This window comes from Nesterenkonia sp. CL21 (assembly GCF_031705515.1).
In the GTDB taxonomy this organism is placed as follows: domain Bacteria; phylum Actinomycetota; class Actinomycetes; order Actinomycetales; family Micrococcaceae; genus Nesterenkonia; species Nesterenkonia aethiopica.
Map to the genome: position 1 here is coordinate 40,706 of NZ_JAUTWR010000018.1, position 8,603 is coordinate 49,308.

Sequence of the window (8,603 nt, forward strand, 5' to 3'; positions counted from 1 at the left end):
TCAGATCAGCTGAGGCAGAGCCGTGGCGACCATGTAGACGCCCAGCCCGCCGAGCACCGCCCCGCTGACGGCCTGGATGCCGTGGGTGACCGCCGGCCGGGCCAGCCAGCGACGGGCGGCGTCGGCCAGCACCACGACGGCGATCAGGTAGAGGAAGATGCACAGCGCCACCGTCCCGCCCAGGGCGAAGGTCACCTGCGGCACGCTCATCTCGGCCGAGGTGAACTGCGGGAACAGGGCGATGAAGAACAGTCCGGTCTTCGGATTCGTCAGGCACGTGGTCACCCCGGCCAGCAGTGCGGTCCGGTTCCGGATCCTGGGCGGCGCGGCGACGGCCACCGCCCCCGACGGGCCGACGGCGGCGTCGTCGTCGGTCCTGGCCGGCTCGGCGTCGGCCCGCGGGCCGTGGGCATGGGTGGCAGGCGTGACCGGAGCGGAAGTGGCCGAGAGGGACGCGCGGGCCTCCCGCGCGGCGTGCAGTGCCCGGGCGCCCACGATGATCAGGTACGTGCCGCCCAGCAGGGTGAGTCCGTAGTAGGCGGTGGTGGAGCTGCGCAGCGCCGCCGCCACTCCGGCCGCCGCCAGCGCGGCCCAGGCGAAGATCGCCGCGGAGGATCCGGTGGCGGCCAGCAGGCCGGGGCGACGGCCAGCCATGGCATAGCGCAGAGCCAAGAACGTGTCCGGTCCCGGAGTGACCGCCAGGATCGCGGCGACGCCGAGAAAGGCCAGGTAGCTGCTCAGGGTCACGATGTCTCCTCGGGGGCGAACGGCCAGCCTCACCATTCCACCTCCTTCAACTGTTCGGGACAAGCGGGTGTTCTTGAATGATTGTTCGTCATCACCGTATGGTCATGGCATGCAGAACCCGCACCGTCTCCAGATGCTGGAGGCCGTGATCGCCAGCGGCTCCGTCCAGGCGGCGGCCCGGAACCTGAACTATTCGCCGGCGACCGTCAGCCAGCACCTCAAACAGCTGGCCCGCGAGACCGGGCTGGAGCTGTTCACCCGAGAAGGCCGGGGGATCGTGCCGACCGAGGCGGCCCGGGAGCTCGTCGCCCACGCCTCGGGAGCGCTCACCGAGCTGCGTCGGCTGGACCGCACCATCGCTGACCTGCGGGAATCCCCGGCGGAACACCTGGCGGTGGCGTGCTTCTCCTCGGCCGCGCAGGTCTGGCTGCCGGGAGTCATCGAGGCGGTCCGCGCCCACCACCCTCAGGTCACGGTGGAGGTCAGCCTCAACGAGCCCTATGGCGGGCATGGCCGCCGTCATGCCGACCTCGACATCCGCAACGAGCCCCTCGACGATCCGCCGGAGCCGGATGCTCCCCGCCTGGAGGGCTACGAGCGGCATCCGCTGGCCGTGGACGCCTTCTTCGTGGTGCTGCCGCCGGGGCACCGGCTGGCCGACCGGGACGTCATTCCGCTGCAGGAGCTGCAGGACGAGCCCTGGATCGACCACGACATCTATGACAGCCCGACGGGCCGGATCATCAGCACCGCCTGCCGCGCGGCGGGATTCGCGCCGGGCTATGTGGCGCGGCTGGACGACCACCACGCGGCGCTGGCGCTGGTCGAGGCCGGGATCGGTCTCACAGTCCTGCCGCGGTTGGCGCTCACCGGCGTGGAGGAGAGGCTCCCGGTCCGGGGGCTGACAGCCCCGGAGGTCCGCCGGCGCATCGTGGTGCATGTCCGGCGTGCCCCGCAGCCGCGCCCTGTGGTGCAGCGTGCCCTGCAGACGCTGATGCAGCTGTCCGCCCGAGGCTGAGGGGCGCCCAGGGCCAGGACCAGGGCCCGGTGTCCAGCGCTGAGGGGTGGGACAGCCGGCGACGCCGAAACCTCGCGCAGGCGAGGTGCCGCTGACTATCCTGCGAGCACACCGGAAGGACCCGCCCATGGCACGCATCCTCATCACCGGATCCACCGACGGACTCGGTCGCATCGCCGCGGAGCACCTGCAGGCGGCAGGACACCACGTCACGGTCCACGCCCGCGACGACCACCGTCTCGCCTCCCTGCGGCCGCTGGTGGACGACGGCGCCTCGGCCGTGGTCGGCGACCTCGCCGACAGGGAGCAGGTCCGGGACATCGCCGCCCAGGCGGAGGAGCTCGGTGGCTTCGATGCGGTCATCCACAACGCCGGCGTCCTCCGTGGTGCGCACCTGCCGCCGGTCAATGTGGTGGCCCCCTATCTGCTCACGGCGCTGCTGCCCCGTCCCCGGTGCCTGATCATCCTCTCCAGCGGTCTTCACCACGGAGGCCACCCCGCCCTGGAGGGACTCGACTGGGCCGGAGAGCAGGAGACCGCCACCTATGCGGACACCAAGCTGATGGCCACCGCTCTGGCCGCCGCCGTCGAGCGCCGATGGCCGGAGACCGTCTCACACGCGGTGGACCCCGGCTGGGTGCCGACCCGCATGGGCGGCGCCTCGGCCACCGGGGACCTCCGGGAAGGAACTCGGACCCAGGAATGGCTGGCCGTCACCGCCGACGCCGCCGCCGGCGTCGGCGGGTATTGGCACCACCGGCGTCGCGAAGAGCCCCATGCCGCCGTCCACGATGAGCAGTTCCAGGGGCAGCTGTTGTCCGCGCTGGCCCAGCACACCGGCGTCACACTGGACTGAGCCCCGCAGACCGCCCCCGGGGTCGCCCGAGCTGACCCATCTCCCGGCGGCTGTGACTCGTACCATGGACTATGGAGGGCTTGTCCCGGGCGGACCGGGCGGACGACGCCGCATTGCTGGCGGGCCTCGCAGTGGGAGACGCCGCTGCGGCCACGGCCTTCGTGCGCCGATTCCAGCGTGCGGTGGTCGGCATGGCGGTCAGCATCACCCGCGACCCGGCCCTCGCCGAGGACGTCAGCCAGGAGGTGTTCCTGCGTGCCTGGCGGGCCGCGGGCACCTATGACCTGCGGCGCGCCTCCGTGCTGACCTGGCTTCTGACGATCTCCCGCAACGCCGCCATCGACGCCGTGCGTGCCCGACGGGTCACCCCGGTGGAGGACGAGATCCTGGACCGGCTGGTGCAGGACACGCTGACGGCGGTGCCGGAACAGGAGGAGACGGCGCTCAACCGCATCGAGTCGGAGCGGGCCCTCCGGAGGCTGCAGAGCCTGTCACCTCCCCAGGCGCGGGCGGTGGTGCTGGCAGTGTTCGGCGGCTGCACCGCCGCCGAGGTCGCTGACCGGGAGGGGATCCCGCTGGGCACCGCCAAGACGCGCATCCGCGACGGGCTGCGCCGCCTGCGGGATCGGAAGGAGGCGGACCATGCCTGATGCCCACCCCGACCCGCACCTGCTGACGGACCTCGCACTGGGCACCGGAGACCCCGAGCCCACCGCGCCGCTGGTGGACCACGTATCCCAATGCCCGAGCTGCCGCCGCACCGTCGCCGAACTCCTGGACGCCGTGGAAGCGGTCCTGCCGGCGGCGCCGCGGGCGGCCCCCGCGCCGGGGCTGGAGTCACGCGTGCTGGCCGGTCTGGGTGTGGAGCCGCCGTCGTCCTTCCCGACGGCGGCGCCTGCCCCCGGGTCCACCGGTCGCCTGCGGAAGGCCTTGCTGCCCTCCGCGGCAGCGGTGACGGGCCTGACCATCGGGGCGGGGATCATGTGGGGAGTGCTCGGCGGGCAGCCACCGGCGGGACCGAAAGACGCAGCGGGGTTCCCTCTCGTCGCCGCCGACGAGGATGACGCCGATCCGGTGGGTGAGGTCTCCCGCGCCTACGGAGAGTCTGGGGCGGTGCTGGTGATCGACGTGGTCGCGGCCCCGGAGGGCCGGGCCGTCACATGCCTGGTCAGGCTGGCCGACGGCACCGTGCAGGAGGTCGGCGAGTGGCCGCTGGGTGAGGGCGGCGGCACGTGGGTCGTCGCCGACCGCGACCCCAGCGTGGTGGAGGTCCTGCTCATCGACCAGGACGGGCAGCGGTGGGCCTCCTCCCGCCTGTGACCGACCAATCCCTCTGCGGCTTCCAGACGTATCGTCGGTATGAGACCACACCTGAGGAGAACTCCTGCACAGCCCGGCAGGCGCCGGACGAGCACCACCCTGGCAGTCCTGGCCGCCGCGGGGCTCCTGCTCGTCGGCTGCGAGGGTGACGATCCGGCCGATGACCGCGGCACTGAGGAGGAGACCGACAGCCCCCGGCCGGGCTACGGCGCCCCTCGAGAGGCCGAGGAAGAGGCAGACGGTGCCGACGACGGTGACAGCGCGGCGACACCGGTCCACCTGACCATCACCGACCACGAGTTCGATGTCCCGGACACCGTGGCTCCCGGGGCGGAGATCACCGTGACCAACCATGACGGTGAGGCCCACACCGTGACCTCCGATGAGTCCGGGATCTTCGACGTCGCGGTGGGCGCCGGTGAGACCGTGACCTTCGCCGCCCCCGAGGAGCCGGGCGACTACAGCCTGCACTGCACCCCGCATCCGTCCATGACCGCCACGCTCGTCGTCGAGTGATCCGCCCTCGAACGGCCCTCCGGGGCGTGACGGGACCTCGCCGCCGCCGCCTGACAGTCATGCCACGGGGCTGGCGACGCATGCGGCGTCACCAGCCCCGATCGGCTACTGCGTCCGTTCCACGGGAGAGATCCCTGAGCAGATGCCCAGGGGTGGGACGTCCACCTCTGTGATCACGTGGCCGTGTATGCGGCTCACAGGATGTACATGATGTTCATGAAGTTCATCACCGTGGTGAGAAATTCGAGCATGGCTCCTCCTCTCGGGTCCTGGCGTCGCGGTCTGGACCGAGGGGCGCGGTGAGGTGGCAGATGCCCGGACGCATGTCGTCCGGACGCCCGTGAGGCCGCGCCCCTCGGCATGGCCGACTATGTCGACGCTGACGACTCTCCCAGGGGGTGCTCACATCTCACTCACATCGCACTCACGAGGTCGTGAGGCAGGATGGGCCTATGGAGACGACCCCCACTGCATCCCACCATCGCCGTGATTTCCGCAACGTCCCGGGCGCCGACGTCGGCATGGACCCCCGCGAGCGTGAGGTCCGTCGTCGTATCGCCGCCCAGGAGCTCTACACCGATGCGGCGCCCGGCCTCGACGGCCTGGAGGAGGCCCGCATGAGGGGGAAGGAGCTCGCCGGCGAGTACAACGCCACGGGTCCGCGAGACGCCTCCCGGCGGGCCGAGCTGCTCGGGAAGCTGTTCGGTCGCGCGGGCCGCGACCTGTGGGTGGAGCCTGATGTCGTGGTCTCCTACGGCGCGCACACGTTCTTCGGCGACGACGTCTTCGTCAACACCGGGCTCACTCTCGTCGACGACGGCGAGGTCCACATCGGCGACCGCGTGATGCTCGCCCCCAGGGTCACCATCACCTCCACCGGACACCCTGTCCACCCGGAGCTGCGCCGGGACGGCACCCAGTTCTCCGCACCCGTGATCATCGAGGACGACGTCTGGGTGGGGGCCCATGCCGTCATCCTCCCCGGCGTCAGGGTCGGGGCCGGGTCCGTGGTCGCCGCCGGTGCGGTGGTCCACGCCCACGTGCCACCGCTGACGGTGGTCGGCGGGACCCCGGCGCGCGTCCTGAGGCAGATCACCGAGGCGGACCGGGACTGGTCCTGGAGGGAGCCCCGGACTCTTGCGGTGCCGACCGGCAGCGAGCCCACCGAGGGACCTGGCCGATGAGTTCGGGCTCCACGGGCTCCACGTGCTCCGCGGGCGGGGCCGTGCCCGCGCCGCGCTGGGCGGTCTGGGCTGCCTGGGGCACCGTGCTCACCACGCTTCCCAGCGGTCTATGGAGGCTCGGCAACGCGCTGGGCCTTCCGTGGGGCTATGCCAGCGCGCGGTGGGACCAGGACCGGCCAGCCCTGATCGCCTTGTCGCTCCTGACCACCGCGACGGCGGCTCTCAGCCTCGGCCTGGTGCGCTCCTGGGGTCAGACCGTGCCGGGCTGGGTGCCGCAGCTGGGTGGGCGGGTCGTCCCCGTGCGTCCCGTGGTCGTGGTGGCCTCGATCGGCGCGGTGCTGCTCACCCTGCTCTGGGCGCAGCTGTTCTGGTGGTGGGCCGTGGAGCCCCTGTCCAGCGGGGTGGATCCGCGCTGGCACACTGCCGTCGGGTTCCTCTACCTGCCCCTGGTCGCCTGGGGTCCGCTGCTGGCGGCGGTGACGTGGGACTACCGCCGACGTCGGCGGGCGTCCGAATCCGTCTGAGGGGGAGCGACGCGGGCGGTGAGGCGCCAGCAGGCTGAGGCGTCTCACCTCGGGAGAAGGTCCGTGGATCTCTGGTGGCCCGGCAGGTCCAGCTGGTAGAACGGTGAGCACAGCCTCGAGGGTGAGGCTTCAGAACGATCACCGCTGCGGTGCGGCGAGAAAGAGGCTGAGGTGGCAGGCGATCCAGAACGGGTTGAGGGGAACGGGGCGGACGCTGAGAGCAGCTCGCCCCTGCTGATTCCGGTGCGTCTTGACGCCGCCGTGGACCTCGCTGATCGGGACGGTCAGCGGACGCGGCATGCGGACCTTGCCTCCGCGCTAGCCGCGGTGCGTCGCGGTCATCACGGGCACCTGTCTCCGGTCATCGGGCTCGACGCGGGTCCGGGCGCCGCCGACGTCGTCGAGTCCGGGTGCTGGACGCTGGAGTACATCGATCCGGAGCGGTGCGAACGGCCTCCTCGTCAGGCCGTGGACTTCACTCTTGCCTACACGGATTGGACGATGACGGTCCCGGGAGAGGGGCCTCGCCCGGTCGATGTCGCGGAGCTGGGCGAGGAACTCGCGTCGGTGATCCGCGCCAGCGGGCGGCCCGCCGAAGTCGTCGGGGATCTGCTGGGCCTGCGACCGACCGTCTTCACCCTGGACACCGACGGCCGTGCTGCGCCCGCACCCGCAGCACTGGCGGAGCACATCCGGTCCGCCGGGCTGCCCCAGGAGGAGCCGGAGTCAGACGGCACGGCTGAGCATGAGGCGGCAGGGCACGCGAGCCGCGCCGACGAGGTCGGCTCGGACTCCGCTCCTGTTGTGGCCGGGGCTGTTGAGGGTGAGCCTTCCCTGGACACCGGTGAGTTCGAAGCGCTCACCCGCAGTGCGCGCCGTGCCCAGGACCGGCAGCGGCGGAAGCGTCGTCGTCGGCGGGCTGCGGTGCTGGGAGCGGTGGTGGCGGTGCTGGTCGGCGGCCTCGCCTGGTACGCCGTGACAGGGGAGGACGACGCACGGGGAGACTCTCCGGCGACCGCCTCTCCTGAGCTCGTGGAGGCAGGGATCGATCTTCGGGACGAGTACTCCCTGCGGCTGTGGGACCTGCCGCCGTCGGAGGCCGGTCAGCTCTCGGTGTTCTCGGCGGGCGTTCTCAGTGTGGCCGGCGAGGGCGAGACCCTGGTGCTGCGTGCTGGGCTGACCGGCGAGCCGGTGGCGGAGATCGAGCTGGACTCCGAGCTGCAGTGGACCACCGAGCTGCGGCTGCCAGGGGAGACCGAGGCCGCCGTCGACGCCGTGGGCGTCCGTGCCGACGGTGAGTTCACCGTGGTGACCGCCGCAGGGGATGAGCAGAGGTGGGAGATTCCTGAGGGGTCGGAGGTCACGGCAATGGGGGAGATCCCGCTGCTGCATGACCAGGACGGCGTCCACTTGCTCGAGCTGGGCTCGGAGGAGCCGGAGCTCCTGGAGGTTAATCCCGAGCTGATCACCGGAGCGGCCGACCGGGCCGGGATCATCCAGGCCCGACCCGGTGAACCGGAGATCGTGCGTATCCCGTGGTCAGAGGGCGAGGAGTCGACGGCACTGACCCTGGAGACGCCGGAGGAAGGGTTCACCTTCACCAAGCACCTGGCCGTGGGGCACGGGCAGGGACTGTCGTACTGGGCTGCCGAGGACCAGGGCTACTACGTGGTCCACGATCTCGACGACGGGGCGGCCCGTGCCGTGCTCGAGACGCCGACCCCGGCCTCCGAGGCGCCGGCCTGGGAGGTCGGGCGGGGTATGGACCTGGCCATCATCGAGAATTATGCTGTGTCTTTGACGTCTGGCGAGTTGGAGGCGGCCTGGGATGGAGCCGATTTCACCGTGGCCTTGGGGCCCGCGGCGGTGGTGGAGACCGACAGTGGGCGTCATATCGTGCTGGACCAGCACGTGTATTCAGAGACTGACAGAGTGATCGGGGTGTCCCCAGGGGGGACGATGTGGGTGCGGCAGCCGGATGGTTCGGTGGTGGCGCTCTCCCGGGACCGAGGGGATGCTTGATGACACCGATGAATCGTCCTGCTGGCGTGCGAGCCGGTCTTGCTGCTGCCGTGGTGGTCGGCCTGAGCGCGCCGCTGAGCGCACTTCCGGCCTATGCGGAGACCGAAGAGTCGGTCCGCGACGTGCCCGCGGAGGTCAGCCCCGACGAGACGTCGGCATCTGACCCGCAGGAGGATCTCGAGACGCCTGACGTCCCGGAGCCTGAGCCTGAGCCTGAGCCTGAGCCGGAGCCTGAGCCTGAGCCTGAGCCTGAGCCGGAGCCGGAGCCGGAGCCCGAGCCTGAGCCTGAGCCGGAGCCTGAGCCGGAGCCTGAGCCGGAGCCTGAGCCGGAGCCTGAGCCCGAGCCGGAGCCCGAGCCGGAGCCCGAGCCGGAGCCCGAGCCTGAGCCGGACGAGGACTCTGACGAGGACGAGGAC

General features: G+C 71.5%; 10 protein-coding genes. 9 read left to right on the top strand and 1 reads right to left on the bottom strand.

Annotated elements, in window-relative coordinates; genetic code table 11:
- A complete protein-coding gene (locus tag Q7C18_RS16540; RefSeq protein WP_311026304.1) occupies nt 1-747 on the bottom strand; it encodes a LysE family translocator in 747 nt (248 codons plus the stop codon).
- A gap of 109 nt (nt 748-856) precedes the next feature.
- On the opposite strand from Q7C18_RS16540, the gene Q7C18_RS16545 reads away from it, so the two are divergent.
- The 9 genes from Q7C18_RS16545 to Q7C18_RS16585 form a co-directional block, all read left to right on the top strand.
- Nucleotides 857-1,765, top strand: a complete 909-nt coding sequence (locus tag Q7C18_RS16545; RefSeq protein ID WP_311026305.1) for a LysR family transcriptional regulator — start codon at nt 857-859, stop codon at nt 1,763-1,765.
- Between the two features lie 127 nt (nt 1,766-1,892).
- Nucleotides 1,893-2,621, top strand: coding sequence for an SDR family NAD(P)-dependent oxidoreductase (locus Q7C18_RS16550; protein ID WP_311026306.1), 729 nt, complete (start codon nt 1,893-1,895; stop codon nt 2,619-2,621).
- Between the two features lie 71 nt (nt 2,622-2,692).
- Complete coding sequence (locus Q7C18_RS16555) at nt 2,693-3,271, top strand: sigma-70 family RNA polymerase sigma factor (RefSeq protein WP_311026307.1); 579 nt, start codon at nt 2,693-2,695, stop codon at nt 3,269-3,271.
- Nucleotides 3,264-3,941, top strand: coding sequence for a hypothetical protein (locus tag Q7C18_RS16560; RefSeq protein WP_311026308.1), 678 nt, complete (start codon nt 3,264-3,266; stop codon nt 3,939-3,941). The genes Q7C18_RS16555 and Q7C18_RS16560 overlap by 8 nt, the downstream gene beginning before the upstream one ends.
- A 39-nt stretch (nt 3,942-3,980) precedes the next feature.
- Nucleotides 3,981-4,457, top strand: a complete 477-nt coding sequence (locus Q7C18_RS16565; protein WP_311026309.1) for a cupredoxin domain-containing protein — start codon at nt 3,981-3,983, stop codon at nt 4,455-4,457.
- A gap of 452 nt (nt 4,458-4,909) precedes the next feature.
- On the top strand, nt 4,910-5,641 hold the full coding sequence (locus tag Q7C18_RS16570) for a DapH/DapD/GlmU-related protein (RefSeq protein WP_311026310.1): 732 nt from the start codon (nt 4,910-4,912) through the stop codon (nt 5,639-5,641).
- Complete coding sequence (locus Q7C18_RS16575; RefSeq protein ID WP_311026311.1) at nt 5,638-6,165, top strand: hypothetical protein; 528 nt, start codon at nt 5,638-5,640, stop codon at nt 6,163-6,165. The genes Q7C18_RS16570 and Q7C18_RS16575 overlap by 4 nt, the downstream gene beginning before the upstream one ends.
- A gap of 171 nt (nt 6,166-6,336) precedes the next feature.
- Nucleotides 6,337-8,187 carry a hypothetical protein gene (locus Q7C18_RS16580; protein ID WP_311026312.1) on the top strand — a complete coding sequence of 617 codons (1,851 nt, stop codon included), beginning with the start codon at nt 6,337-6,339 and terminating at the stop codon, nt 8,185-8,187.
- Between the two features lie 8 nt (nt 8,188-8,195).
- The coding region (locus Q7C18_RS16585; protein ID WP_396954386.1) for a hypothetical protein at nt 8,196-8,603 on the top strand (408 nt) is incomplete at its 3' end.

Excerpts from the sequence above, each read along its gene's own strand:
- Q7C18_RS16570 (WP_311026310.1), top strand. The coding sequence starts at position 4,910 with ATGGAGACGACCCCCACTGCATCCCACCATCGCCGTGATTTCCGCAAC.
- Q7C18_RS16560 (WP_311026308.1), top strand. The coding sequence starts at position 3,264 with ATGCCTGATGCCCACCCCGACCCGCACCTGCTGACGGACCTCGCACTG.
- Q7C18_RS16555 (WP_311026307.1), top strand. The coding sequence starts at position 2,693 with ATGGAGGGCTTGTCCCGGGCGGACCGGGCGGACGACGCCGCATTGCTG.
- Q7C18_RS16565 (WP_311026309.1), top strand. The coding sequence starts at position 3,981 with ATGAGACCACACCTGAGGAGAACTCCTGCACAGCCCGGCAGGCGCCGG.
- Q7C18_RS16545 (WP_311026305.1), top strand. The coding sequence starts at position 857 with ATGCAGAACCCGCACCGTCTCCAGATGCTGGAGGCCGTGATCGCCAGC.
- Q7C18_RS16575 (WP_311026311.1), top strand. The coding sequence starts at position 5,638 with ATGAGTTCGGGCTCCACGGGCTCCACGTGCTCCGCGGGCGGGGCCGTG.
- Q7C18_RS16550 (WP_311026306.1), top strand. The coding sequence starts at position 1,893 with ATGGCACGCATCCTCATCACCGGATCCACCGACGGACTCGGTCGCATC.